At 54.2% G+C, this 22,173-nt stretch carries 28 protein-coding genes and 1 pseudogene; all 29 read right to left on the bottom strand.

Translation table 11 applies throughout. From position 1 onward, the window contains the following. Positions 1-469 (bottom strand): annotated as a pseudogene (locus tag U868_RS0121205) (hypothetical protein); the annotation flags it as partial. Position 470: 1 nt separating this feature from the next. Further along, positions 471-1,034, bottom strand: a complete 564-nt coding sequence (locus U868_RS0121200; protein WP_025155027.1) for a YmfQ family protein — start codon at positions 1,032-1,034, stop codon at positions 471-473. Next, entirely contained in the window at positions 1,031-2,095 is a 1,065-nt protein-coding gene (locus U868_RS0121195) for a baseplate J/gp47 family protein (RefSeq protein ID WP_025155026.1), read from the bottom strand. Before U868_RS0121195 ends, U868_RS0121200 begins: the two co-directional genes overlap by 4 nt. Then, positions 2,092-2,442, bottom strand: a complete 351-nt coding sequence (locus U868_RS0121190; protein ID WP_025155025.1) for a phage GP46 family protein — start codon at positions 2,440-2,442, stop codon at positions 2,092-2,094. Before U868_RS0121190 ends, U868_RS0121195 begins: the two co-directional genes overlap by 4 nt. A 61-nt stretch (positions 2,443-2,503) precedes the next feature. Further along, positions 2,504-3,157, bottom strand: a complete 654-nt coding sequence (locus tag U868_RS0121185; RefSeq protein ID WP_025155024.1) for a phage baseplate assembly protein V — start codon at positions 3,155-3,157, stop codon at positions 2,504-2,506. A gap of 12 nt (positions 3,158-3,169) precedes the next feature. Next, positions 3,170-4,393 (bottom strand): phage baseplate assembly protein, encoded by a 1,224-nt coding sequence (locus U868_RS0121180; protein WP_025155023.1) that lies wholly within the window; start codon positions 4,391-4,393, stop codon positions 3,170-3,172. Further along, positions 4,377-5,807 carry a DNA circularization protein gene (locus U868_RS0121175; protein WP_025155022.1) on the bottom strand — a complete coding sequence of 477 codons (1,431 nt, stop codon included), beginning with the start codon at positions 5,805-5,807 and terminating at the stop codon, positions 4,377-4,379. Before U868_RS0121175 ends, U868_RS0121180 begins: the two co-directional genes overlap by 17 nt. Further along, positions 5,804-8,092: a phage tail tape measure protein gene (locus U868_RS0121170; protein ID WP_025155021.1), complete on the bottom strand. Its 2,289-nt coding sequence runs from the start codon at positions 8,090-8,092 to the stop codon at positions 5,804-5,806. The genes U868_RS0121175 and U868_RS0121170 overlap by 4 nt, the downstream gene beginning before the upstream one ends. Before the next feature lie 2 nt (positions 8,093-8,094). After that, positions 8,095-8,226 carry a hypothetical protein gene (locus U868_RS26210; RefSeq protein ID WP_268988177.1) on the bottom strand — a complete coding sequence of 44 codons (132 nt, stop codon included), beginning with the start codon at positions 8,224-8,226 and terminating at the stop codon, positions 8,095-8,097. A 47-nt stretch (positions 8,227-8,273) separates the two neighbouring features. Continuing rightward, positions 8,274-8,654, bottom strand: a complete 381-nt coding sequence (locus U868_RS0121160; protein WP_025155020.1) for a hypothetical protein — start codon at positions 8,652-8,654, stop codon at positions 8,274-8,276. Further along, positions 8,654-9,028, bottom strand: a complete 375-nt coding sequence (locus U868_RS0121155) for a hypothetical protein (RefSeq protein WP_025155019.1) — start codon at positions 9,026-9,028, stop codon at positions 8,654-8,656. The genes U868_RS0121160 and U868_RS0121155 overlap by 1 nt, the downstream gene beginning before the upstream one ends. Before the next feature lie 11 nt (positions 9,029-9,039). Further along, positions 9,040-10,464, bottom strand: coding sequence for a phage tail sheath C-terminal domain-containing protein (locus tag U868_RS0121150; RefSeq protein WP_025155018.1), 1,425 nt, complete (start codon positions 10,462-10,464; stop codon positions 9,040-9,042). Beyond that, a complete protein-coding gene (locus U868_RS23825; RefSeq protein WP_025155017.1) occupies positions 10,451-10,642 on the bottom strand; it encodes a hypothetical protein in 192 nt (63 codons plus the stop codon). The genes U868_RS0121150 and U868_RS23825 overlap by 14 nt, the downstream gene beginning before the upstream one ends. Next, positions 10,639-11,289: a DUF1834 family protein gene (locus U868_RS0121140; protein ID WP_115660448.1), complete on the bottom strand. Its 651-nt coding sequence runs from the start codon at positions 11,287-11,289 to the stop codon at positions 10,639-10,641. The genes U868_RS23825 and U868_RS0121140 overlap by 4 nt, the downstream gene beginning before the upstream one ends. Beyond that, complete coding sequence (locus tag U868_RS0121135; protein WP_025155015.1) at positions 11,286-11,714, bottom strand: gp436 family protein; 429 nt, start codon at positions 11,712-11,714, stop codon at positions 11,286-11,288. The genes U868_RS0121140 and U868_RS0121135 overlap by 4 nt, the downstream gene beginning before the upstream one ends. 10 nt (positions 11,715-11,724) lie before the next feature. Beyond that, positions 11,725-12,174 carry an HI1506-related protein gene (locus U868_RS24220; protein ID WP_025155014.1) on the bottom strand — a complete coding sequence of 150 codons (450 nt, stop codon included), beginning with the start codon at positions 12,172-12,174 and terminating at the stop codon, positions 11,725-11,727. Then, a complete protein-coding gene (locus U868_RS0121125) occupies positions 12,174-13,082 on the bottom strand; it encodes a Mu-like prophage major head subunit gpT family protein (protein ID WP_025155013.1) in 909 nt (302 codons plus the stop codon). The genes U868_RS24220 and U868_RS0121125 overlap by 1 nt, the downstream gene beginning before the upstream one ends. Positions 13,083-13,094: 12 nt before the next feature. Then, a complete protein-coding gene (locus U868_RS0121120; protein WP_025155012.1) occupies positions 13,095-13,481 on the bottom strand; it encodes a hypothetical protein in 387 nt (128 codons plus the stop codon). Beyond that, positions 13,481-14,593 carry a phage protease gene (locus U868_RS0121115; RefSeq protein ID WP_025155011.1) on the bottom strand — a complete coding sequence of 371 codons (1,113 nt, stop codon included), beginning with the start codon at positions 14,591-14,593 and terminating at the stop codon, positions 13,481-13,483. The genes U868_RS0121120 and U868_RS0121115 overlap by 1 nt, the downstream gene beginning before the upstream one ends. A gap of 208 nt (positions 14,594-14,801) precedes the next feature. Continuing rightward, the gene (locus U868_RS0121110; protein WP_051583092.1) at positions 14,802-15,350 is read right to left on the bottom strand and encodes a phage virion morphogenesis protein; all 549 of its coding nucleotides are present in this window, start codon (positions 15,348-15,350) and stop codon (positions 14,802-14,804) included. After that, the gene (locus U868_RS0121105) at positions 15,347-16,501 is read right to left on the bottom strand and encodes a phage minor head protein (protein WP_025155009.1); all 1,155 of its coding nucleotides are present in this window, start codon (positions 16,499-16,501) and stop codon (positions 15,347-15,349) included. The genes U868_RS0121110 and U868_RS0121105 overlap by 4 nt, the downstream gene beginning before the upstream one ends. Further along, complete coding sequence (locus U868_RS0121100; RefSeq protein WP_025155008.1) at positions 16,488-18,068, bottom strand: DUF935 domain-containing protein; 1,581 nt, start codon at positions 18,066-18,068, stop codon at positions 16,488-16,490. Before U868_RS0121100 ends, U868_RS0121105 begins: the two co-directional genes overlap by 14 nt. Before the next feature lie 10 nt (positions 18,069-18,078). After that, entirely contained in the window at positions 18,079-19,710 is a 1,632-nt protein-coding gene (gene terL / locus U868_RS0121095) for a phage terminase large subunit (protein WP_025155007.1), read from the bottom strand. Positions 19,711-19,712: 2 nt separating this feature from the next. Further along, a complete protein-coding gene (locus U868_RS0121090; RefSeq protein WP_025155006.1) occupies positions 19,713-20,213 on the bottom strand; it encodes a DUF1804 family protein in 501 nt (166 codons plus the stop codon). A 2-nt stretch (positions 20,214-20,215) separates the two neighbouring features. Continuing rightward, the gene (locus U868_RS0121085) at positions 20,216-20,452 is read right to left on the bottom strand and encodes a hypothetical protein (RefSeq protein ID WP_025155005.1); all 237 of its coding nucleotides are present in this window, start codon (positions 20,450-20,452) and stop codon (positions 20,216-20,218) included. Further along, a complete protein-coding gene (locus U868_RS0121080) occupies positions 20,433-20,678 on the bottom strand; it encodes a hypothetical protein (protein WP_029991432.1) in 246 nt (81 codons plus the stop codon). Before U868_RS0121080 ends, U868_RS0121085 begins: the two co-directional genes overlap by 20 nt. Further along, positions 20,675-21,232, bottom strand: coding sequence for a lysis system i-spanin subunit Rz (locus U868_RS0121075; protein WP_051583091.1), 558 nt, complete (start codon positions 21,230-21,232; stop codon positions 20,675-20,677). Before U868_RS0121075 ends, U868_RS0121080 begins: the two co-directional genes overlap by 4 nt. Positions 21,233-21,329: 97 nt before the next feature. Continuing rightward, complete coding sequence (locus U868_RS0121065) at positions 21,330-21,860, bottom strand: lysozyme (protein ID WP_036412265.1); 531 nt, start codon at positions 21,858-21,860, stop codon at positions 21,330-21,332. Between the two features lies 1 nt (position 21,861). Next, on the bottom strand, positions 21,862-22,152 hold the full coding sequence (locus tag U868_RS23820) for a hypothetical protein (RefSeq protein WP_025155001.1): 291 nt from the start codon (positions 22,150-22,152) through the stop codon (positions 21,862-21,864). Between the last annotated feature and the right edge of the window lie 21 nt (positions 22,153-22,173).

Genomic DNA, 22,173 nt, shown 5'->3' with positions numbered 1-22,173 from the left:
TTTCCGGTAAACCAAGGTTTTTGATAAAGGTGTCTTTATTCGGGATGTCTGCGCCGTTCTGGTCTTTGGCGAGTTTGCTGTTAGCATCAGCAACACTGGCTTTTTTGCCGAGTTCTGTGGTCACTAAATGCAGTGACGGAACTTTTGTTGTGTCGTTACCAAGTTGCTGAGCTATATCTGCTTTATCAATCTTTTTACTCAGGCCCAGCGTTAAATCACCGCTGGTTGCATAGCCACCACTGCCGATAATCTGGCTGATAGCCTCTGCCAGCTGATTCTGTTTTTGTGGATTCGGCTGCATCCCTGCTTTAGTCAGCACGGCAATAATTTCAGCCTGAATGTCGCGGGTTGCACCCTGAACATCATTAAGCCATGCAGCGGTGACAATAGTGCCGAGTTGACCGGTAGTCGGATCACCGTCATGAAAAGCATGGTCAGTTGTATCGATAGGCGGCATTAAATTCTGCATATCACGATTCCTGATAAGTAAAATAACAATAGGTGTGTGCGGGTTTTAAGTCCTGGAACAGGCTTTCAAGAACGGAATCCGCATAGACAGTCAGCCGGTCACCGGCAGCGGAAACACCGGCACGAAAACGGTATGGCTGCACTTTGGAGCCATAAACATTAACGACCCACAGCCATAAAGCATCTTTGTGCATCAGCCGGTCACCGGCACGGTTTACACCGGCCTGAAAAGGCTGTGGCTCTTCTATGGTGATTCTGTACCCCATACGCTCAGCCAGATGAATGAAGTAAGGAACGGAGAGTCCGCCGGTTTCTGACAGCTTAAACAGCACCATTTCAAGGCGCTGCTGATACGTCTGACTGTAATCAGTTGTCAGTCCCAGAACCCGTTCCCAGTCAGCCAGTAACGCATCCGAAAAAAACGGGGTAACCCCGTTCCGTACCCGTTCAGCCTGCTTTTGTGCCTTTGTCAGCTGGTCAGCCTCAGCCTGCAGTTCTGCATCCAGTACGGGTGCATCCGTACCGTAACTGACCGGCGGCAATAACAGCTTCAGCAGGGATTTCATGCCATCATCCTCACGGTGACAGTACCGGGCTGCAGCCATTCCAGATGATCAGCATCAACCAGTGCGGGGACATTACCCGCAGGTTGTATAAACAAACGGTCACGGATGCCCGGAATCAGGGATACAGCGGTTTCTGCATCACTGCGGGTAAAACTTTCGCCGGGGGCAAGTCTGGACATTACTGCCTGAATTTCCTCTTTTACCTGTCTGACGGCATCATCCTGCGAAATACCTGCAATACGGATCTCAATATCAAAATCGATACGACTCTGCTCAGGAGCCAGTACCAGTGAGTTTTTGGCCGTGACCGGACGCACATCATCGATATGCGCCTGTACGGCATCGATAATCTCCTGAGAAGGCAGACCATCAGCCGAGGTGATCGCCACATCAACCGTACCCAGACCACGGCGCAGCGGATAAACAAAGGCATTGGTCACACCCGGCACCTCAAGCGCCCAGCGGCGGTAATCATATTTATTACCGCCTGCAGGGGGACGCCGGTTCAAATCCAGAAGGCGGGCCAGTAATGCCGCGTCAGTTTCCCTGTCTGTGCCACCGTTCAGCGGCTGAATAAGTACACGGCTGTTAACCCCCATAGGAGCACTGACCAGTTCAGCCGGGGTAATGACACTGATATTTGAAACAGTGCCGGGCGTTGTGGCACTGACCGGTGCTGAAGCCTTGCCGCCCTCATCAATCACCACCTCCTGTGTGGTGATGACACTGAGGGTTTCCCCCCTGATTTCCTGTCCGGACGGCAGAACCGCGTACGGTGTGCCGGTAAAGTCTGCAGTGCCGGATGCGGTGGTTGCCGGTTTGCGGATGAGATTGCGGGTTCTGGCGTGCAGCTCAAGAAAATCGCTGTCAGCGGTGTCCGGGAAAATCTGACGGACAATCCATGACTGATGCTGATAAATTCCTGTTGCAACGCTGGCAACAGAGGACGCACGGATAAAAAAATCACTGTCAGACCCGGTATCTGCATCCGGAAGCTGGTTTTTGATATCCCGCAGAATCTCACTGCGGATTTGTTCAAAGCCGGGTGTGATGAACATTATGCAATCCTTACCTGGTGTTTAAAGGTACGGACATTGTTTCCGGCATCCGTGACGGTGATCCACAACAGAGCGTGATGCCGTCCGTCACTGTGTACACTGACCTCAACGGACTCAGCGCGGCCGTCATCTGTCAGTGGCTTCAGTGCCTGCTCAGCATACTGGCGGGCAAGGCGGTAAACACGGGACACATCTTTTTCCCGCGTCAGTTCGTGCAGACGGGAGCCGAGGGTTTTATCCGCCCAGTAACTGCCGAGCGGCGTCATCAGGCGCAGATAAACCGCATTAGCGAGAGAATCAGTCCGGGTGTTGGTGTAGTCACCTGTCAGGGGATTTAAGAGTCTGTCCATGCTGTCATTCTGACAACACGGACAAAAGAAAGGAGTTGGCGGGGTTCAGCACTTAGCCGGATTAACCGACAGGTTTACCGGTATTGCCGCCGTTGTTGCCGTTGGTATGTTCATGGCCGGTCAGTGAAATATGACCGGCTTTCACATCGCCGTCAGTGGTATAACTGCCGGATGTCTGGCTGATATTACCCTCAAAGTCCGCACCGGTGCCACCCTTAATTGACATACCGCCGTTACCGGTAATTTGTTCCATGGCCGTAAGGCGCTGACTGGTGGTGACTTCCGGGGTGTTAAAGTCCGCTTTACTTTCCGCATTCACTTCAAATTCTTTGCAGTTCACCCGGAAAACATCGCAGTCTGTCTCAATGATTTTGCCGCGTTTCAGAACGATTTTAGCCCCCTCATCAGTGTACAGTGCCACTTCGCCGGATTTCAGCCCGGCAAGGCGGTAGCTGCCGTGTTCGGTTGCCACCACAATACCGTGTGATGTTTTACCACCGACAGGGATCACAACGGCCATTGTACCCGGCGGCGGGTTTGAGGTCAGGCCGTACTGCTGGAATAACTCCTGTCCCTGCAGCGGTTCTTTTGCCAGCCCCTCAGCCTGAATGGTCTGTACTTTACCGCTGCTGTCGATGCTGTTTAAACGCGCCCTGAACGGCATTCTGATGGCGTTTAATGCGCTGTTAATGCGCTGATTAATTCTGTTCCACATACGTTATTTCTCTCAGTCTGCTGTCAGTGCAACCGGCCGGATCTGGTCTTTGCCTTTTTTCTTTTTCCCTTTTTTATTTTTAGCTTTCTGTGTGTAGACATCCGGTATCCAGACTCCATCCTCCTTAAACCGCAGCTGTGTCACCGGCCCGCCCGGACGGCCGCCGGTAAACGTGCGGCCCATCAGGAAGAAAATCCCGTCAATACCGTGCAGCTCACTTTTAATTCTGACCCGCTGCCCCGGCTCCCAGAGTTCGCCTTTGTCCGTACGGTGACCGAACACCTCAGCGGTGATATCCAGCCCTGACAGACGGGCATCTGCCATTGCTTTTTTTGCACGGTACTGAAGCTGAGCCGGATTATCCACATCACCGGCGGTGATAATTTGCGGCCGGTAATACGGAACAGACGGATCACCGATTTTTATCCGCATATTATGGGTGCCTGACTGGCCGTCATCCGCCCCGGTATCCTCATCACTTTCGGTGCTGACACTGAATGTCTGTGCGCTGCGGGAAACATCCACCGGTTTTGTCTGCAGCTTTTTATTTTTGGTTGTCGAGGCGTGACTTTGTGCCAGCAGGGTCAATTCGGAAAAGCAGCCCTGAATATTACGGGTTTCAGACAGCGAAATAAGATTATTACCGTCACCGCTGCGGGTCAGTATCAGGTCAGCCACCGGGGGCTTATCGTAATCAGGCCCGCCGATAATCAGCGTGCCGTCCGGCGCGAACCACGGCCACAGGCCACGGCTTCCGGCTGCTTTCATCACGGTATCCCAGGCGCGTTCACCGGGTTCGGTCTGAATACGGTCACTGCGGATCATGTTATCAGCCTGAATCCGGACACGGGTAATGCCGAGCGGACGGACAACGCTGCTGATAACCTCACTCAGGTTCAGCTGACGGGCACTGAATACGGGAGCAGCACAGTCGATTAATATACCTCCCTCATCACGGCCGCTGAGGCTGAGGGTAATACCCTTGCGCGACACATCCCGGGTGACAGTATCGATGCGGCCGGACAGCACCACATCATCACCCATTTTGACTTTCACCGGCGCACCACGAACCGCATCAACATTAAATACGCCGTCAGTAATACCGAGGGATAATTGCCAGGCATCGGCGGCTTTCAGGAAATCACTGTCTATGCGGTAGGTTTTCCAGTCAGAATAAGCATGACCGCCCACCAACAGGGTGATTTTTTCCAACCGGTCATCATTTGGCATAGGCATTGATAACATCTCCCGCGCTCAGGTTATTCGGATCACGTATCTGCGGATTCAGCCGGTACAGTTCGGCTGCACGGGAATAATCCCCGTACCAGAAATGTGCCAGCAAGTGCAGATTGGCGGCAGCGGCCACTGTCCGGCGGGTCAGCGGCGGGCGGCGGGTAATCACCAGCAACCCCAAATCCTGCACATCAAGGGCGATGCTTTTCAGTTGTGACACCACGTTATGCCACAGCAGCCCCACAGGATGACTGTCCGTACTCAGCTGCTGTGTCCGGTCACCATAATGGTCACGGACTTCATCAATGGCTTTCTGTGTGTATTCCCGCATGGTAGTGACCAGCATTTCGATATCATCCGGCGACAGATTATCAGGCTGGACATCATCGCTCAGTACCTGTGTCACCACGGCGGCCAGCGTACCGGATGCAATAATATAACCGGCGGTGGTCAGATCACGGACATCGTCAGGCTGTGCATTACCGGGCATCGGCACCGGCCCCTCACGCTCCCCCTGAACCAGCTGCACCGGCAGCGAGACCAGTTCATCAGCAACCGCCACACAGTCACTCCACGCAGACAGCAGTGTGGTGGCGCTGACGCCGTTCTGCGCCACTGACGGTGCATACGCACCATCGGGAAGGTAACCGTTAGTCTGGACGCGGGGAACCGCAGAGGAGAGCGGTGACGAACCTGAGCGGCCGGATGAGGTATTCACCACATCACCATATTTAAGGTCGAGTAAATCACCGATGCCGCCGGTGCGGATGTCCGTCACGGCCACCATGTCACTGATGAATGCACGCGGATAAGTCAGATAACTGATCCCCTGACTGACGGCAGAACTGATATCACCGCGCATGATGGTAATGGTATTGGTCATGCCGGATAAAGCCGCTTTGCCTTTTTCAAGGTAACGCAGACCTTCGTTAACCGGAGCCATGACCTGTTCAAACAGATCAGCGGCCCGCTCAGTGAGTTCACCGATTTTGTCAAAAATACTGTCACCGAGCTGTTCCGGATGGGACTGCGCGATAACCGTGCCGGTGGTGCCCTCAAGGAAAACCAGCTCAACCGTGCAGGTGTCGACACCTTCCGCTTCGTGCTTTACCTGATATTCAATGCACTTTGCTTTTTCAACAGAACCCCAGACAGGATGAACAAGCTCCCCGTAGCCGGGTTCCTCCAGTGCCGCAACAAAATTATCCAGATGAGTCCGGTAATCATCCCCCCAGAAAAGCGCATTAAAACGGAAATTACGCGGCTTACGGCCCAGATCAATAACGTCACCGCCGTCAACGAACGGGTATTCATGTACAGAGGTATCGCGGGAAACACTGTCCTGAGCATTAACCACATCAAAACGCACACCACGGTAAGAGGCATCCTGTAAATCATTGCGCCATGCGGTATTCATAATCCGCCTCCGGTGGTTCGTCCGGCATCATTACCGTTAATATTGTTCACGGTTTCTGCGATCACATGGCCGTCCAGTTCCACCACGGAACGAACCTCTATCGGCTGCGGGGCGGTCTGCTGATTTTTCAGCAGGGTTTCAATCTCACGCACCGGCAGCATCAGCCCCGCAATCACATCATCGCTGACAGGTCTGGCGTAATCCGGCACAAACTCTTTCGGCAGGGCATCGGTTTTCATTCCGGCGCGCTCTGACATAAAACGCACCTGTGACAGTGCTGCATTAGCCAGCTGAGCCTGCTCATCCTGCTCACGGATGTACTGACTGACCCATTCCTCATTCTCAGCAGCATAGCCTGAACCGACCTGATACCACGGCTGAAAGCGCTCTTTAGCCTTAGCAATCATATTATCACCATACCGGGCACGTAGTGCGGCCATACGGGCCTCACCATTTATCAGTTCATCTGTTTCTTCCGGTGTGTTGGCCGTGGCAAACTCAGTGGCTGCAGTGGCTAACCCCGCCAGCTTAAATGCGCCCGGTTTTAACCATCCGCCACTGGCTGCGGTAGCTCCGCTGGTACCCACCGTCCCTGCAATTCCGCCTGTACTTCCCGCACCGGCACCACCAAAGAGAAATTTAAGCGCGGCAAAGGCAACAGCGGCCTGAGTCATAGCCTCAATACCGGTTTTGGCTCCTGTTAGTGCTGTTGTTAACCCAGGAAACTCAGCACTGAACGCAGTGAATTGTTCTGCAAGTGAGCCGACTGCGTCGGATAACGGTTTTGTGGAGTCGTATTCTGCAAACTGATGCGCATTCCCCGCCTGATTAGCTTTAAATGCATTAGTATCAGAAATAACGCGAAACTGAATATCTCCTTCACCTTCTCCGGCGGCTTTATTTTTTTGCTCAAGAACTTTTTGTTTAACCTGATTCTTATATTCACTCTGAGAACGTAAACCGATTAATGCCATCAGTGTTCCCTGATCGGCAATTAACTCACCCAACGCAGACCCTTCGGCAATTTTTGTCATTGCGGATAATGTCTGAGCCCGCTCAGGGTCATTCTTATCCATGTTGTCAAGCTTGGTCTGCAGGGCTTTGTATTTGGGGTTATTAGCGGAAATTTTATCTGTTAACCCAACAAAAGCATCAATAGGATCTATTCCTTTTTCCCTAGCATTAATTAATGTTCCGGATAAATCGATACCGTATCCATCAATTTTTATTCGTGATGCTGCTGTGGATAATTCACGGCTATTTAATTTCAATAAGAAGTTCATCAGGTTGTTACCAGCCTGATCATTTGTACCTGCAGTCGACACAACAGCCTGGTTTGCCGCTACAATGGATGCAAAATCATCCAGACCAGACATACCGGCAGCATTCGCCGCAGAAAGTTGTTGTGCAAGCCACTTAGCCATATCAGGTAGTTCAAAAGCACCTTCCTGACCACCTTTTAAAGCCATATCAAGCGCTATTTTAATGTCATCGGGTTTGGATAAATTAAAGTTTTTCTTTAGTGCAGATGTAACAGAAGCGAGGTCAAGGCCATCAACACCTGATGCTGTAGCGTATTTTTGCAGTAATGGTAATAACCCGCTAATTTCTTGATCTGTGAAAATACCTTCTGACAGTAGTTTGTTTAATACCTCCGCTGCATTATCAATAGAGCCACCACCATCAGAGACCGATTTACGAATCAACTCATCTAATTTTTTCTGCCCGGCAATACGGCCTGCATCGTCAAGATCACTGTATGCAGTATTACTCATGTAAGCCAGACGTTCCTCATAGGACATCTGACGCTTTACAGGTTCTGCGACAACTCTGGCACCGGCATACAGGCCACCGGCAGCAGTTACGATATTACTGCCGATATTGCCGAGCTTGATATTATTCATCTGCTTCATTTCGCCGCGCAACTTCCCGACATGCTGGCGCATGCGGTCAAAGGCTCTGGCCTGTTCATCCGCTGACATCATGCCGCTGCGGGCAAGGCGGTTATAAGCGGCAATCGTCTGACTGATTTCGCGCTGAATGGCACGCTCAGAACGGATACCAAGGGTTTCCCATGCACGGGACTGGCGCTTCATATCCTCCGTCCGGGCGCGCCCCTGACTGATGGCATCCTGCGCCGTGGTCTTCTGACGACGGTTCAGTTTTTCCTGTGCCTGTTCAGCTTTCTGTGTTTCTTTTACGGTCTCACGCAGGGCGCGGGTGATGGATTTGGATGCCTCATCCCGCGCAGAAAACAGCAGTGACAGCTTAAATTCACGGGCCATGATTATCCTCGTTTCTTATTTTTCTGACGGCGGGAACGGACACGGGTGCGTTTCGTGTCCGTTTTTTGTTTCGGCTTCGCGCCGTGAAGCTGATTCAGAGCATCAATCCGGGCATCCAGCTCCGGGCGGCTCATTGACAGCAGGGCATCTTCGGTCAGGCCGTATCTGCCCAGGGCAAGGGCTATTTGCCGGAAGGGTCTGCGACGTTCTTCAGCTCTCTCCGCTTTTTTTTAGCGGCGGTCTGTGCGGCATCCAGAACGCTGTAATCTTCCTCCAGCAGTTCATCCAGCAGCAAATCAGTGGTGATATCATCTGCCGGAATATCACCGAGCTTCGTGACAGTGCGCTTCAGCAGGGCCATGCGGTAGTAAATATCAGACTTGCCGCCGGTGGCCGAACCGGTGACTTCTTCCGTCTCATCCAGCGCATCATAAATATCACGCATCACCGGGATGCGGACGGCATAATCAAAGTGCAGCACGCCGTTAAAATTCACACCGTACAACAGGGTGTCAGGAACCGCAGCGGCCGGAGCCGCCGCGCTGGTCTCTTTTTCTTCCATTATTCAACCACCTTACGTAATGCGTTCAGTTTCAGGTCGCGTTTGGCTTCGTTATCAGTGGAATATTTCTCACCGACTTCCGTCACAAAACAGTCAAGATAAGAGATACGGCGGCCACCGGAACCGCTCAGCGGGTACTGGGTCAGTTTGGAGCCTTCAATTGCGCCCCAGTCCATATCCCCGTTAAGCGGGATCACCACTGAAATGGACAGTTCATACGTGGCAATACCGCGCATAAAGCCTTTGGCACGGCCGGTTTTGTTCATGGTCTTCACCAGCTTGCGGCCGGTGACTTCCTGAACGTCCATGTCCGTGACTTCAACCTCACGGCCGTCGATTTCAAGGACAATCGCGCCTGCATATTCTTCTAACATGTGTCACCTCATCAGACGTACAGATCAATACGACCCGCGAAAATATGTAAACCGTTCACCACATCCGCCGGAATCTGTGCATCAAGGCGGTTAGCGTCTTTTCCGTTACGCTCAACAAGCAGCAGTTCTTTGTTGGTCTCAACGTTCTCAAGGATTTCTTCCTCCTCAAGTTTAATCAGCACATCCAGCAGCTCAGAACGGACTTTCTGACGGGTACGTTCATTGAGTTTGTCACGCGGGAAGCGCTGCGAGATACGCTCACGGCACGCCACGCGGGTATAATCCAGCGTACGGATGGTGGTTAAATCCAGCAGGGCCGTATCATTCACACCCTCCGGATTTTTCGTGTAGGTGGTGATGGCACGGACAATCTGCACCTTATTGCCGGGGCCGACCTCAAGCGGGGTCAGTCCGTTATGCAGCGCATTTTCCTGTTCATTACGGCCCGCCCAGGCTTTTACCGGAGCAACATCCATCCCTTTAATTTCAAGGTTATTCAGCGGTCTGGCCGGGTCTTCCTCAGAGGCAATCACCGCACCGTAACCGGCGGCCAGCTGACACGGCAGTTTTGCTGACCCCGGATACCAAGCAATCGTGGTGCGGCCGTCATTGATATCCGCAGCCAGTGTGGTGCCGGTACTGAGCGTACCTGTCCATCCGGCAGCCGCGACAGCGCCGCGCTGCTCCAGCGGCCCCCCGGTTTTTTCCAGGTGGGTGCGCAGCTTCAGCAGCGTATCTTTGTCAGAGAACGGCGGCACAATGATGTTGTGACCGGCAGCAAAGACCGCATCCAGCGCAGGCTGAATATCCGCGTTATTTTCACCGCCCTGCATGGCCGTCAGGGTCTGCGTGATACCTTTGGCTGTACAGGAGGCTGACAGCAGGATGTCATTACCGAACTCACCGGTCTGGCGTGCGGTCAGTGTGATGAGTTTGTTGTCATTCTCACCGGTAGTCAGTGCCGCCTTAACCGGCAGGGCCGTCTGTGCATTCACCGTATCTGTGATGGCCTGACAGATATCATCCGCGCTGTCACCGGCGGTGACGGCCACATCCAGACGCTCACCGCATACCGTCAGGTAAAAGGTGCCGCTGTTGGTGGCAGGCCCTGTCAGCGTCAGTGTACCGGCAGCCGCTTTACCTGCCGGATTTTCCTCAACACCGATAACCTGCAGCTGCAGATAACTGTTGGCGGTAATCGCCGCTTTTGCCATGATGTGAGCCAGTGACCCGGTCCCGAACGCCACCGCTGCTTCGGTATCATCAAACACGTTCACCGGTGTCAGCGGCTCTGCCAGCCCCTCTTTCATCATCGGGGCCACAATCAGCATCACCTGCGGATTGCCCGGCAGCGCACGGGTTGCCATGCGCAGGTTAAACTCCAGGTATTTACCCGGCTTACGCAGGCTGTCCGGGATATTGTCAAATGTGATCATGTTTTTTCCCTTTCACAGGGCGCGGACGCGCGGTTTTAATCAGATCACCGCACGCTATCATGCGGCGGTAATACGCGGTGTCAGGAACTTCTGCCGGGGTTTCCGTGATGTAACGGCGGAACTGGTGTTCATACGACACACGGATACCCTGACGTGCTCTGACAAAGAGGGTTGTCATGGTTTTTTCCTTGTCAGTACCAGGTCAGCCGGGTCATCAATCGTGCCGATACCCGGCGGGTCATAGCGCAGGCCGACACTGAGAAAATCAGGATCAGGCTCTTTCACTTTTCCCCGGTACTCGTTAAAAATATAATCAGGTGAATCCGTGTCCCGGGTCACTTCCGGCCACAGACCGTTACCCAGAACAGATTCAATCCACTTTGTTTCAAACTCACAGGCAAACACCGACAGTGCTTTGCTCTGCACCTGAGTGTTGTAGAGGGTACGCACCCGCAGCGGCATAAACGGCGTAATTTCCAGACCCAGATCCTGCCCGGTGGTCAGTCTGCGTACTGCATGAATAAGCCGGTACGTCCCGATCTCATTGCGGTTAACACCACCGAACCGGGCGGACTCATCATCACGGGTGTTGTAATCGCCCACAATGACCACAAAGGTGCCGGTGCATTTCACCTTCTGCCGGTTGGTGGCAATGTATTCGCTGTTTGTCAGACCGCCGAACGTGACCCACGCCGCCGGAAAAGCCCGGACGATACGACCTAAGTCATCATCCATCTCACCGCTGTAGCTGGCTACCTCACGCACCATCTCACCCATACCCTGACGCAGACGGTCACACAGATGCTGCTCAATACGGGTGATCAAAATGCACCTCCGCCGGTTGAGTTACGCCCGAACTGGCGGTTGCTGCTGCCGAACTTCATCTGCGGCGAGGACTGAATAATGTCCCCGCTGTCCGTGCGGCCCAGTCCGATACGGCCCTCAGCCACCTTTTCAAAAAACCGGATGGCATCCTCATAACGCAGCCGGATTTCTTCCTTCAGAATGCGGTGGGACGTTGCCAGATGGTAACGGGCGATATCACAGCATCGCCCGGTCAGGATACGGGCGGTATCCGTAAACGGTGTCCGGTAACGCGCGACGAGATAGCCGTCAATTTCAGCCGAGGCACGCACCAGTGCAGCATCCATCACCTCATCACTGATATCACCAAGATGATCAGTATCAGTCAGGGAGATACACTCGCGTTCACCGAACGTTAAAATCATGTCTTTCTTCGTCGCGTACATGGTTCACCTGTTATTTGGCGGATGACTTTTTGCCGCTGTTACTGTCACCGGCAGCAGGCGGTGTATCATCCTGTTTAACCTGTGCGGGCGGTGTGTCTTTCTGCTCACGCAGTGCCGCCAGTTCAGCCTGAAGAGCGGTATTCTCAGCGGTCAGGCGTTCAGTCTGCCCGGTGAGGTCACCGACGATGCCGTTAAGATTACGGTTATCGTCTTTCAGCAGTTCAGCGGCCGTGTTCAGGGAACGGACTTCCGCTTTCAGGGCGGCAATCTGTTCTTCTGCTGCGATGTCACCCCCGGCAGCCTGTCCGGCCCCGAGAGAGACAACCAGCATCGGCTCTGCACGCAGTTCGGCTAACTGTGCTTTGGTGAAGCGATCATCCGGGTATGTGGTGGCCGTGTCCGGGTGGGCAATCCCGCAGCGGCGGAATCCGTTAACTTTGGCGGTAATAGTGACCGGCATTATTCTTCCTCCCCGGTTGAGCCGTAAGCCAGCTGCCAGAATCCGTAACCACCGGCAGCACGCGCTTCCGCACCAAATTTGAATTTTTTGCGCATAAACACATCGTCATTCTCCAGGCTGGTCTGCTCAACCAGTACCGGTGCTTTACGCTCCTGGTAAATGAACGGCATCACCGGCTTAGAGGTATCCAGAAGGAACCACTGCGTATCAGACTGGATCTCCTCTGAAACCACAACTTCCGCAGTTCCTTTGTAGATATTGACTTTCCCGTCCTCAAGGCGGTCAGCGGTCATTAAGGTACGGGCGACATCTTCCAGTGCAACCGGAACCAGCAGGATATTCGGTCTGATTTTCAGAGGACGACCATCCTCATCTTTCACTTTACGCATCTGTGTGCGGGCCGCACCAAATGACGCCCGGGCTTTTGCCAGTGTGTCAATGGACAGCTGCTTAGTCCCTTTGTTGGAAACTGACAGATTTCCTACCGGGTGGTCGGTATCAAAAAAATACTGGCCGTCATAGCAGGGGCGTTCAAAGCCGAGGTTCACCAGATCGTACACAATTTCATCCGGCAGCATCCCTGCGGAAAGGCCTGCTGCTTTTGCCTGAATGGCATACTGCCCGGTCTGGTCATCTTCGATGTCGTTGCGGTCAACCTCAACGGTGGCTTCAAAGTCATCGTTCACAATGGTGTATTTATGCGCGGCCAGCGATTTAACCGCTTTTTCACCGACCCATTTTTTCATGGCCGGGAAAGAGGATAACCATTTGTATTCTTCTGACTTGCCGGTGGACGGCACTTTCATGGCAATTTTTTCCCACGTTGCCGGAGCACGCTCCAGCGCGTTATTAAACGTGAGCTTGATGCCGGTAAACAGCGGGGCGAGGTTTGCTTTATTTACAATCATGTTATTTTCCTGTTAAGCAGTCAGTACCCAGACACCATCAGTGGTGACTTCCAGAACGCGGCCTGCCGGTGTGGTACTGTCTTCCGCCGCCGCACAGACGGTGGTGCTGTCTTTCAGGTCGCACAATTTACCGGTATGTACCTGTTTAACAGGTTTGGCCGGGTCATTGCTGAGATGAAAAGCCAGACCACGGCGAACCATGACAAGAGCGTCGCCCTGTCCGCCGTCGCGGTTATCCGCAAAATCATCAGCCACACCAAGTACCGTCAGGCCGGTCGCACCGGGGACGGCAAAGCCGGATGCATCAGCGCAGACAACATGCCCGCCGTAAATACGGGCACCGGCCGCAACCGGTACGGGAAAAAGTTCACCGGGACGGTGAGCGGTATTGCGATCCATTACTGACCTCCTAGTTGTTTGGCCATTTCTTCAGGGGAAATACCGAACTGACTGCAGACAGCCAGGGCGGCCTCATTTAACTCACCGCCCGGAGACTGCAGGTTATCCTGCGTTTTTGCCGCACCGGACGGCGCTTTACCGCCGGTCTGGGTGGATGACAGCGCGGCAACCGGAACAGCAGCCTCAAGATGCTGGCTCAGTGCGGTGAAGTTGCTGCGGCCCAGGTCTTTCGCCCAGGTTTCCATTGCAGGCATCAGGCGGCCGTCAGACAGCGCAGCCTGAACCAGCGCATCAACCTGATGCTCCTGACTGTGCTGTCGCTCTGCATTCAGTTTTGCCTGCAGTTCCAGATACCCTTCAACCGGGACATGCTTTGCCGGGTCAAAAGCTTTTGAGGACAGGTCAGCAATCTGCTGCGTCTGGTTTTTCAGCAGGTCAGTCAGACTCTGTCCGGCGGCAACCGTCGTCCCCTTGCCGCCGGAAATAATGTCAATCGCTTTCTGCAGTTCCGCTTTGATATCCTCAGCGGTTGCGGTGGCGGGAAGGTTGAGCATCCAGCGTAAATTACTGAGCAGCTCACTGATGAGTTCATCATCCACGATGTGTTCCTCCGGTGTGGTGGTGAGCGCGGCAAAATGACGGGAGGCTGCAATCAGCACCTCGTTCATTCCGTCCAGCGCGGGGGTATTGGTCAGTGCCGCGTGAAGCAGCTGCGTCACCTGACCCTGGTCGTCATACAAAAATACGGGGGAGATAAAACGGTATTCACGGGCTGTGATGGCCGCTGCGGCTTTCTCTGTCCATTCCACGCCGGTGGCGTACAGTCCGTCACCCTCACGCCACTCAAGCTGCTTAAACCAGCCCGCCGCCGGGGCAGGCTGTCCATTTTTCACAGAGCGCAGGGTCTGGTGTTCATAATCAATCACCAGCGGGGTGCTGAGTGCCGCTGTCTGTGCAGTCAGCACCGCCGCAATGGCGGCATTCATCACCCAGTGCGCCACATCAGACGGACGGCCGTCTTCCGCACGGAATGTTCCGGCCGGAAAAAGCTGGATTTCGTTGGTGTTGTCCCCGCTGAGTGCGGTGGTTAAAGCGGCGATACGTGTTTTCATGCGCCCAGTGTACCGGGCACGGTATGCGAAAGAGAGTTGGCGGGGTTCAGCACATAAGCTGCAGCCGGAACAAAGAAAAGGATGGCGGGTAAGAATCAGGGGTCAACAGTAACGCATTTAAACCCCGTTTAAAAACGTTTTAATCACACCATGCCGTGACATTGCATTGTGAATAATTAAAAACGCACAGAGGCGCGTACAGGCGTTTTTATTCCTCACCGGTTAACTGTGTGAGATAACGCTCAATCACGGTGCCGATTTCACGTTCATCGGTATCTGTCAGACTGAGAAACGGACGGGCGGGAATTTTTATCTTATGCGCCCCCACAGAATGGGTTTCACTGTAGTTGCTGCGGGATTTACGGACAAACCGGTTGCCGACAGCACCGTTTTTACCCTGCCGGAAGTAGTTCTGCTGACGGCGGGCGGGCATACTGATTTCACCGCCTTCCTGATGGATACGGGCGTACTTCACATTTGTCCCCACCACCGCGCTGTTATTGTCGCTGTAAGAACCGATACTGCCCGCCAGTCTGCCGGAGAGCTGCAGGATGCGCCCGCCGCGACGGCGGCGCTCTGTTGACGGGCTCCAGCCCATCCATTCCGGGCGACCTTCCTGTGCAAAGTTTTCCTCCACCGCATCCGCCATCACCCCGGCAATACGGCGCATCAGGGGTTCGCGGTTTTCCAGCCCCCGGACAAGCTTATCCAGTGCCGCCTCAAAGGCGGCTGTATCCACTCTGATGCTGTACATCAGAACACCGCCTGTGATTTCACATCTGACAGCCGGTTATCACGGACAGTCACCACCCACCACTGCCCGCGGTAGAATGAGGCATAATATTCCGTGCCGTCATCATCACGGCGGGTCTTCTGCGGCTGTTCGATAATATTCTGCACGAACAGGTAATCTTCCTGCGTGATATCCTGCTCAGCCAGCTGCTTCAGGGTCGGTGCATCGGTATACACCGGCTGTGTGTGCTGCGTATCGGTATCCGGACGCGCAGCCACCGGGTAACGCTGCTGCGGTGATGGCTGCTGTGCGGTGACGGCCTGCTGATACCCCTGAGCAAAGTCCGGCCCGGTCAGGGTGCCGGTGACATACTGGCTGGCCGCTGCCGGATGATACCGCTCCAGATCCGGCTGATAACTGACTTCCCCCGGATTAAACCCGAACCCGGGATCAGGCACATAAATCTGACCGTCTTTCGGGTTACGGAATCCGGTCACCGTGCGGGTTTTTCCCAGTGCGCCGTATTCCTGCTCCACCTCAACACGAATACCATCCGTTGACTGTACCATCAGCCCCAGCCGCTCCACATCCGCCGCACTGCGGGCACGGACACGGCAGCGGCAGCGGTAACCGTCCGGCGGGTAAATGGTCTGCCATATCGGATCATCAAAACGGGCAATAAATCCGTTCAGGGCCGCATGTGCCGGGCGGATATGATTATCCATGATACCGACCCGTTCCCAGTAAGGGCGGTCATCCGTGTTCTCCATCTGCTGCTTATAGCGTCCGGCCATGTAGGAGGACTGCATATTGGTCTGAAAGATGGTGTTCAGTCGGCGGGGAGTGAGCCGCTTACCGTGCAGTTCACCGGTGTCCGGGTCAGCAACCAGACCTTTACCGAGCCAGCCTTTCTGCTCCAGTAACGGGGTTAACCGGCGTTCAAAGTCCCGGTATGTTTCCCCGTTCTTAAGCGCTTCTGTCAGTGCCTGCCGGATATCCTGCAGCACGTCCAGCTTCAGCACTCCGGCTACGGTAAACGCCTTTGCATGCGACTGCGCCTCAACATCGTGGTAATTAAACCCGATGGCGTAGCCTTTGCTCTCAAGGTAGGCTATCGCCTCCGCCGGGGGCAGACCGATGGCATAGCGCAGATCAACCACCTCACGAACCGGCATGGATACGCCCCCAGACTTCGGACACAAAAATTGCCCGCTCCAGCAGCTCCCTGAGCGCATTATCATCCAGCAGCGGATAACCGGCCGCGACCAGATTCATCGCCTCATCCGCACTGTGTCCGGCCCGCAGTGCCGTCACCATCGGTGCCAGTAACTGATTCATGGCCTCACTGACCGGGTCAGACAGCGGGGGTGCGTTATCCAGTTTTATCTGCGCCGGGTCAGCATCCGCTGATTCCGTGGTCTTCGACAGTACCGCCAGTCCGTGACGTGACAGTCCGTTACTCAGCGGGGTCAGCAGCGGCATCTGAGGACGGGGTGATAATACCGGTTCATCATCTTTTGCCTGCGGGATACCGGCTTTTTTATTGACCCATGACACCGGAATACCGGTCATTCCGGCCTCATTCACCAGCGTTGATACGGCCTGTGCGAACGGTGCCAGCTCCACGGTCTCACTGGTATCAAACACAAACTGCGGTAACCGGCGCGGGTTGACATCCGCATGACCGTTCAGTGCCAGCACCATCTGAATGAGACTGCGGAACATGTTCTCAATCTGACGGGCATCCGCTGTCATCAGGTCGTGGCGGACTTCGTTATGCACATTACCCAGTGCATTGGTGGAGGATTTACCGTCTGCCTGCGTGGTCAGGGTGCCGCCCAGAATAATTTTTGACTGGGTACGCTCCGCCCAGTTAATCATCGCCATAAACGGGTCAGGGCCGCCACCGGCAGCTGATTCAAATTTGATGTCATTCCCCTGCGGGATAGCGGCCACCGCATCATGTCCCAGATTCACCAGCTGATACAGCAGCTTGTCGATATCCGCATCAGATGTGCCCTGCGCATAGGTGGCGATACGGGCCGGAAGACCGTAAATCTCCAGAAATTCCGCCAGGTCACGCAGGGAGAAGTTTTTAAACAGATACGGCCACACCAGCACACGGAACAGGCCGCTGGTCGCAATAAAGCCGCTGCGCGCGTTATGCTTATGCACCAGCCAGCCGAACGGCCACAACGGAGAGCCCTCGAACTGATCATCATTGAGGCGGATCTCGTCCCGTTTTTCCGGCAGTGTACGGAACCAGTAATGCGGACGCAGGTTAAGTGCCTTCGGCAGCCAGACCTTTTCAATCAGTTCCCACTCAATTTCCTGACAGGAAAACCCGTGACCGACCGCTTCCATACCATTGAGAATGATATCCTCAATGCCCGGCATGGCATCAAACCACTCCTGGACTTTTGCTGTCATATCCCGTTCCTGTGCAGTGGCATTCTTCGGCGGTTCAACTGACCAGTCCAGCGTGAGCAGAACATTCTTGCGCTTTTCCATTTCGGCAAAAATATGACCGTCACGCTCAACCATGTCTGAGAACAGGCACGCCTGCGCACTCAGGTCTCCCCGTTCAGCGGCCTGCAGAATACGCGGCAGCTTGCGGATGGTCAGCCCGCGTGACGGATGCTCCGGATAGATGCGCTGCATCTGCGCTATTTTGCCTGTCTGCGGGCTTTTTAATACTTCCCGTTCAATCGGGTTTCCGTGGATATCAACTATTTTCGGCATTTCTTAATCCTTACCAGGCACCTGCACCAAAGCGTTTTCCGCCGTCACGCACAGAGCGGCTGCGGATGTCGGTGCTGCCCGCGCGTGAGGCGGCAAGTGACCACAACATGTGTAAACAGTCCGGGCCGTCATCATGATCGGCTTTCGGGAAATGACGCAGCTGGTCAATCAGGGTGTGCTGTGTCGGGTGAAGACGGATCAGCCCGTTGACCATGTGCGGCTGCAGGGATTCAATCCGCAGTGCTTTATCGGTGTGCGGGATAACCGGAATGGCCGGAACCGGAATACCCTGCTGAGCGGAGCGTTTCACCAACTCCGTGCGCAGGAACTCCTGAAACTGGACGGACTCAAACGCCCAGACGAGACACCCGTATTCACGCTGATAGCGGATCACATCCTCAATAATTTTGTCGGGCAGACGGCGGCGGATATCCGCTTCCACCACATCCAGAATACCGGTCATCCGGTTAAAGCCGCCGACCAGAAGCGCGGACGGGTCACGGCCCTTGCTGAGTCTGCCGAGGCTGGGGTCACAGGCTCCGTAGTAAATCCAGTCCGCCAGATGGTTAGACCAGAAGATAATACTGTTGGCAAAAATCGCATCCTCACCGCTGACCGGGTCATTCTGGTACTCAGAATCAAAAGTATCGTGACCGTCACGGGCACGGATTTTCATCAGAGCAAGCAGCGGGCGGGCAGCCCATGACACAATGGCCCCTTCAGACATGGCTGCTTCATTTTCCGTATAGAAACGCTCAGCCTCATCCGGCAGTCTGTTATGGATAAGGGTTTCCCACTCATCCCACAGTTTCATATTGACCGGCCACTGCAGAATGGCTTTAAAGCGGACAGTGCGCCACATCGCGTTATTCAGGGTGCGGGAAAGTACCGAGTCGTAATGCAGGATAGTCCCGATGTAGACAATATCGGTTTTACCCCCGGCCTCACCGAGCGGCATCACGGTCTTTTTAAGCCAGGTGTGCAGCTTGTCCCGCTGTTCCGGATTACGCACCATCTCATCGTTCTCGATATCATCGAGCACCACCAAATCAGGACGGTACGGGCCGTGACGCAGACCACGCAGTTTTTTACCGCTGCCCGCCACCGTCACTTTGATATTATTACGGGTGACGATGGTGCCCATCTGCCAGGTGCGGCCCTGACCGCAGATATCCGGATAATCGTTCTTCAGACGCGGGTTATATTCCAGTTCTGCTTTGATGGCTTCCAGCATCGGATACGCCTGGTCGATACTGTCCATAATGATGACCGGGTACTTTTTAAGCTCCCGGATAATGCACCACAGCACAAAGAGCTGACTGACCAGCGTGGATTTTGCCTCACCGCGCGGCGCGGCTATCGCATCACTTTCAGCGGCCGGACTGGCGACAATTTTCGGCAGACGGGAAAACAGGTAATCATGCAGTTGGCTGCGGGAATGATGGCGGACATAATGCGGGAAGTAGGTTTCCACAAAAAAGCTGTAGCCGTCATCCGCATCACTCACCTGCAGACGGCGGGCATCAGCCGCTGCCGGGTCTGCATCAAAGCCGAGACACTCCGCCTCAATGGTCTGACGCAGACCGGCAATGTATTCCTGCAGGGAGGCTTTGAACTCTTTGAGTGAAACCTTTTTAGACATTTTTAACCGTATTCCCGTTCCAGCACACCGGCAAAGGATTCCAGAATCTCAACAAACACCACGTTATGCTGAGGGTATTTATCACTGATGAACTGTCCCAGCCGCTGGATCACATCAATAGCCGTGGCAAGCTTATCGGTTTCCGGCAATATCTTTTTGCTGGCTGATACCGCTTTATTAAAGGCATCTGCCAGACTGGCAAGCATATCCACCCGGGCACCCGGTGCGATATCCGGGTTCGTGTTTATCTGCTCAGTAACCGTCTGACACTGAACAACCAGACTCATCAGCACCGCACGTCCGGCATCCTCAACACCACCACCGGCCAGCATGTGAGCCGCGCGCATTTTATCCCAGTCGTCATTCTTATCCTGCGCCTCTTTCTTCCAGCGCCGGGCAGTCACGAACGAAACCCCGGCCTGAGCAGCAGCCACCTCCAGCGACATCTGGCTGAAGATATAAGCGCGGCGCAGCTTGTCGCGGGTCTCCTGCGGAAACGCCATCGTTACAGTCCCATCTTCGCACGCAGCAGCATCATGGCGGTGGTCACCAGACAGGCGGTAATACCACCGGATACGGCACCGGCAACTGCGCCACGGCGCATGGCTCCCTGTGTCGCATCCTGACGGATGGCATCCATCTGATCACTCAGCGAATCCATCTGCGTTTCAATGCGGTTTAAATGGCCTTTAACGCTGATTAAAACGTCACTCTTTCTACTGTTACGGGTGCGTTTTTTCATGACTGATTTCCTTGTTATTGAACGTATTAATAAATTCCCCCGTATCAGTACGGCGGCAGATGACACCGGTCTGTTCTGCCGGATGTCCGGTCACGGCGGCATACTTTGCGCAGCGCATACCGGTCAGACCGGGCAGAATCAGAAAGATAAAAAACACAGCCAGCACAACAGCCACGGCTGTCAGCAGCAGGGTGTAACCACAGGCATTATGCCGGGAGCGCTTCATTGCACTGTCTCCCGTCTGCATTCACGAACCACATCACGCACATAATCCTGTAACCCGCTCAGTTTTGTTCTGTCGGAAATGATACCGGTTCGGATATCGTGAATAAGGAGTCCAGCTTCTCCAGAGAGTCGGACGGCGGCTGCATCATCCAGTCCGGCGGTGGTGCGATGGTTGCCTGCGGTGAGCTGACAGGTTGCAAGGTCGGCGCGGGCAAACTGCAACCGGCGGTTACCTGAAGCAAGGTCAGCACGCAGCTGCTGATTAATGATTTCCTCATTACGTAACTTCTCCGTATAGGTCTTATCCAGCGCCTGAACCTGCCGCTGAGATTCAGACAGGCGGTTTAATGCCTTCTGTGTGTCTTCCTGTGCTCTGTCTGACACGGCTTTCAGGTCTCCGGCGTGACGTGCTTTCAGTTGCGATATTTCCCGGGTAAAGCTGTTATCCATGACCAGATAAGATGACACTGCACCTGCGGTGAAAATCAGCATGGCACTGATAATAAACAGCCATCCGGATGCAGGTGACGGAATTTCACGGGATAAAATATTCATGCCGCAAGTACCGCCACCAGTAAAAACCAGCCCCAGCCCGGCATCCCGTTAAGCGCCAGAAAAAACGCTGAAATCACCGCACATAACGAAATCAGTTTCATTTGCTCAGCTCCCAGCACAACAGTTCCGCTTCCTGTTCACGACGCAATACCTGCCCGTAACAGTTGTTGGAACGGATGCGGCAGTCTTTGCCGCCGTCGAAAATCCAGCGGGGGATCTCGTTGCAGGCACCGGCAATATTTCCCGCATTCAGTTTTTTATAAAACGTGGATGAAAAGCATTTTCCGGGGCCGATATTGTAAGGACAGAAAGAAGCAATCCCGGCAATCTGGGGGGCGGTTAACGGCACATTCACGTTACGTTTTACCCAGGCAACCGCCTTGTCACGCTCAGCGGCATTCAGCCGGTCACATTGTGCCTGCGTCAGTTTCTCTCCGGGTTTTACCGCGCGGCCGTCAATACGGGTAACGCCCCGGCAGACAGTCCAGATTCCGCCGCCGTCACGGTATGCGGTGGTGAAATTACCTTCTTTTTCATTCAGGAACTGGTCAAGAATGTCATACTCGCTGGCCCCTCCGGCAATCAGTGCCACGACTGCGGCGGTAAGAAAACCCCGTCTCATACTCATCTTATAAATCCTTCGGGAAACGGGCAGAGGTTCCGGCAAGCGTGGCGACAACTTCTTTCGCGTTTTCATCCGCCGGGTGGTTAATCAGATGCTGCAGGCTCATTTCCAGCAGCCGGGTACGCTTCTGCTGTTCCCGCTTGTTCATGCGGTAAGTCAGGATACCGAGCAGCGAACTGATAAAGACGCCGATTAAAAATCCCCATGCGTACAGTGACAAACCACTGAGAACAAAACCGATACCGGCAAGCCAGTAGGAGACCCGTTCATAAATGTCACTGAAAAAATCACCCATGTGACTACCTTGTTGTTTTTG

Source organism: Morganella morganii H1r (genome assembly GCF_000633515.1).
GTDB classification, from domain to species: Bacteria; Pseudomonadota; Gammaproteobacteria; order Enterobacterales; family Enterobacteriaceae; genus Morganella; species Morganella morganii_B.
The sequence above is the reverse complement of the archived record's forward strand: the minus strand, read 5'-3'. Positions and strand labels throughout refer to the sequence as shown.

Coding starts and splice junctions, on each gene's coding strand:
- U868_RS0121125 (WP_025155013.1), bottom strand. CDS start 13,082: ATGATTGTAAATAAAGCAAACCTCGCCCCGCTGTTTACCGGCATCAAG.
- U868_RS0121065 (WP_036412265.1), bottom strand. CDS start 21,860: ATGAGTATGAGACGGGGTTTTCTTACCGCCGCAGTCGTGGCACTGATT.
- U868_RS0121155 (WP_025155019.1), bottom strand. CDS start 9,028: ATGTTAGAAGAATATGCAGGCGCGATTGTCCTTGAAATCGACGGCCGT.
- U868_RS0121190 (WP_025155025.1), bottom strand. CDS start 2,442: ATGGACAGACTCTTAAATCCCCTGACAGGTGACTACACCAACACCCGG.
- U868_RS0121120 (WP_025155012.1), bottom strand. CDS start 13,481: ATGGATCGCAATACCGCTCACCGTCCCGGTGAACTTTTTCCCGTACCG.
- U868_RS0121150 (WP_025155018.1), bottom strand. CDS start 10,464: ATGATCACATTTGACAATATCCCGGACAGCCTGCGTAAGCCGGGTAAA.
- U868_RS0121080 (WP_029991432.1), bottom strand. CDS start 20,678: ATGAAGCGCTCCCGGCATAATGCCTGTGGTTACACCCTGCTGCTGACA.
- terL (WP_025155007.1), bottom strand. CDS start 19,710: ATGTCTAAAAAGGTTTCACTCAAAGAGTTCAAAGCCTCCCTGCAGGAA.
- U868_RS0121105 (WP_025155009.1), bottom strand. CDS start 16,501: ATGCCGGTTCGTGAGGTGGTTGATCTGCGCTATGCCATCGGTCTGCCC.
- U868_RS0121180 (WP_025155023.1), bottom strand. CDS start 4,393: ATGCCTATGCCAAATGATGACCGGTTGGAAAAAATCACCCTGTTGGTG.
- U868_RS24220 (WP_025155014.1), bottom strand. CDS start 12,174: ATGCCGGTCACTATTACCGCCAAAGTTAACGGATTCCGCCGCTGCGGG.
- U868_RS0121075 (WP_051583091.1), bottom strand. CDS start 21,232: ATGAATATTTTATCCCGTGAAATTCCGTCACCTGCATCCGGATGGCTG.
- U868_RS0121185 (WP_025155024.1), bottom strand. CDS start 3,157: ATGTGGAACAGAATTAATCAGCGCATTAACAGCGCATTAAACGCCATC.
- U868_RS0121135 (WP_025155015.1), bottom strand. CDS start 11,714: ATGTACGCGACGAAGAAAGACATGATTTTAACGTTCGGTGAACGCGAG.
- U868_RS0121170 (WP_025155021.1), bottom strand. CDS start 8,092: ATGGCCCGTGAATTTAAGCTGTCACTGCTGTTTTCTGCGCGGGATGAG.
- U868_RS0121175 (WP_025155022.1), bottom strand. CDS start 5,807: ATGAATACCGCATGGCGCAATGATTTACAGGATGCCTCTTACCGTGGT.
- U868_RS26210 (WP_268988177.1), bottom strand. CDS start 8,226: ATGAGCCGCCCGGAGCTGGATGCCCGGATTGATGCTCTGAATCAGCTT.
- U868_RS23825 (WP_025155017.1), bottom strand. CDS start 10,642: ATGACAACCCTCTTTGTCAGAGCACGTCAGGGTATCCGTGTGTCGTAT.
- U868_RS0121115 (WP_025155011.1), bottom strand. CDS start 14,593: ATGAAAACACGTATCGCCGCTTTAACCACCGCACTCAGCGGGGACAAC.
- U868_RS23820 (WP_025155001.1), bottom strand. CDS start 22,152: ATGGGTGATTTTTTCAGTGACATTTATGAACGGGTCTCCTACTGGCTT.
- U868_RS0121200 (WP_025155027.1), bottom strand. CDS start 1,034: ATGAAATCCCTGCTGAAGCTGTTATTGCCGCCGGTCAGTTACGGTACG.
- U868_RS0121090 (WP_025155006.1), bottom strand. CDS start 20,213: ATGGCGTTTCCGCAGGAGACCCGCGACAAGCTGCGCCGCGCTTATATC.
- U868_RS0121100 (WP_025155008.1), bottom strand. CDS start 18,068: ATGCCGAAAATAGTTGATATCCACGGAAACCCGATTGAACGGGAAGTA.
- U868_RS0121160 (WP_025155020.1), bottom strand. CDS start 8,654: ATGGAAGAAAAAGAGACCAGCGCGGCGGCTCCGGCCGCTGCGGTTCCT.
- U868_RS0121085 (WP_025155005.1), bottom strand. CDS start 20,452: ATGAAAAAACGCACCCGTAACAGTAGAAAGAGTGACGTTTTAATCAGC.